This is a genomic window from Rhizobacter sp. (assembly GCF_031412495.1).
GTDB lineage: Bacteria > Pseudomonadota > Gammaproteobacteria > Burkholderiales > Burkholderiaceae_C > Schlegelella_A.
Map to the genome: position 1 here is coordinate 1 of NZ_JANODC010000268.1, position 2,534 is coordinate 2,534.

The window sequence follows — 2,534 nt, forward strand, 5'->3', positions numbered from 1 at the left end:
TGACCCAGTTGTCAACCGTCTGCGCGAACGCGCCAGACATCGAAGTTGCGAGCGCAGCGGTTGCAAAGAGCGATGCCACCTTGTTCAATTTCTTCATGGTTTGTTTCCTCTCGAGAGAAGGCGCAGTTACTACCTGCAAAAATCGTCCGAAATCTAATCGGAAGTAATGAAAAACCCCGAGGCCACGGGCGTTGTCCAGTGTCGGCGGATTGTGCCATAGGGCCTGCGCACAGCCTGATTTTGGCTTCGCGTCACGACGCTCAGCCCACCGTTGTTGCTTCGTCGCGACATCCGCTCGCAACTAGAATTGCTTGTTGGAGTGGCGAAACCTCGCCTCCTGTTCTTCATCGCGCCGCATGACCCAGTTCGCCAAGGAAACGCTTCCGACCAGTCTCGAAGAGGAAATGCGGCGCTCGTATCTCGATTACGCGATGAGCGTGATCGTGGGACGCGCGCTGCCCGACGCGCGCGACGGCCTGAAGCCGGTGCACCGGCGCGTGCTGTACGCGATGCACGAACTGAGCAACGACTGGAACCGGCCCTACAAGAAATCGGCCCGGATCGTCGGCGACGTGATCGGCAAGTACCACCCTCACGGCGACCAGTCGGTCTACGACACCATCGTTCGCATGGCGCAGGATTTTTCGCTGCGTCACATGCTGGTCGACGGCCAGGGCAACTTCGGCTCGGTCGACGGCGACAACGCCGCGGCGATGCGCTACACCGAAATCCGCCTCGCCAAGATCGCGCACGAGATGCTCGCCGATCTCGACAAGGAGACGGTCGACTTCGGCCCCAACTACGACGGCTCGGAAAAGGAGCCGCTGGTCATGCCGTCGCGGCTGCCGAACCTGCTGGTCAACGGCTCGGGCGGCATCGCGGTCGGCATGGCAACCAATATCCCGCCGCACAACCTGAACGAGGTGATCGACGCCTGCCATCACCTGTTGCGCGACCCGTCCGCAACCATCGACGAGTTGATGGAGATCATCCCGGCGCCCGACTTTCCGACCGCCGGCATCATCCACGGGCTGGCCGGCGTGCGCGAGGGCTACCGCACCGGGCGTGGCCGGGTGATCATGCGGGCGAAGTGCCATTTCGAGGATATCGACCGCGGCCAGCGCCAGGCGATCGTCATCGACGAGCTGCCCTACCAGGTCAACAAGAAGACGCTGCAGGAGCGCATGGCCGAGCTGGTGCACGAGAAGAAGCTCGAAGGCATCAGCCACATCCAGGACGAGTCCGACAAGTCGGGCATGCGGCTGGTCATCGAACTCAAGCGCGGCGAAGTGCCCGAGGTGGTGTTGAACAACCTGTACAAGCAGACCCAGCTTCAGGACACCTTCGGCATCAACATGGTCGCGCTGATCGACGGCCAGCCGAAGTTGTGCAACCTGAAGGATTTGATCGCGGTCTTTCTCGAGCACCGGCGCGAAATCGTGACCCGGCGCACCGTGTTCGAGCTGCGCAAGGCACGCGAGCGCGGGCATGTGCTCGAAGGTCTGGCGGTGGCGCTGGCCAATATCGACGAGTTCATCGCCACCATCAAGGCGTCGCCGACCCCGCCCGTCGCCAAAGCCGCATTGATGAGCAAGAGCTGGGACTCGGCGATGGTGCGCGAGATGCACGCCCGTGTTGCCGGCAACAGCGCCAGCGGTCTGGACGCCTACCGCCCTGAAGGGTTGCGCCGCGAGTTCGGCATCCAGCCCGACGGCCTCTACCGGTTGTCCGAAGAGCAGGCCGGCGAGATCCTGCAGATGCGCCTGCAGCGCCTGACCGGCCTCGAGCAGGACAAGATCCTCGGCGAGTACAAGGAGGTGATGGCGCAGATCGCCGACCTGCTCGACATCCTCGCCACGCCGGCGCGCGTCACAACCATCATCTCGGACGAGCTCGCCGCCATCAAGGCCGAGTTCGGCCAGACCAAGCTCGGCGCGCGGCGCAGCCAGATCGAAGCGAACGCGACCGACCTCGGCACCGAAGACCTGATCACCCCGGCCGACATGGTCGTGACGCTCTCGCACACCGGCTATATCAAGAGCCAGCTGCTTTCCGAATACCGCGCGCAAAAGCGCGGCGGACGCGGCAAGCAGGCGACGCAGACCAAGGACGACGACTGGATCGACGAGCTCTTCATCGCCAACACCCACGACTACATCCTGTGCTTCACCAACAAGGGCCGGGTCTACTGGCTCAAGGTATGGGAAGTGCCGCAAGGCTCGCGCGGCTCGCGCGGTCGGCCGATCGTCAACATGTTCCCGCTGCAGGCTGGCGAGAAGGTCAACGTGGTACTGCCGCTCACCAACGGCGCGCGCAGCTTTCCGGCCGATCACTTCGTTTTCATGGCCACCGCGCAGGGCACGGTCAAGAAGACCGCGCTCGACGAGTTTTCCAACCCGCGCAAGGGCGGCATCATCGCGGTCGACCTGGACGAAGACGACTTCCTGATCGGCGCGGCCATCACCGACGGCCGCCACGACGTGATGCTGTTTTCCGACGGCGGCAAGGCGGTGCGCTTCGACGAGAACGACGTC

General features: G+C 63.5%; 1 protein-coding gene and 1 pseudogene. One reads left to right on the forward strand and one right to left on the reverse strand.

From position 1 onward, the window contains the following. Positions 1–97: pseudogene (locus tag AC30N0_RS10245) on the reverse strand (outer membrane protein OmpA); the annotation flags it as partial. A 259-nt stretch (positions 98–356) separates the two neighbouring features. Here AC30N0_RS10245 and gyrA point away from each other — a divergent pair. Beyond that, positions 357–2,534 (forward strand): DNA gyrase subunit A (gene gyrA, locus AC30N0_RS10250; protein ID WP_489517817.1); only part of this gene is annotated, 2,178 nt, incomplete at its 3' end.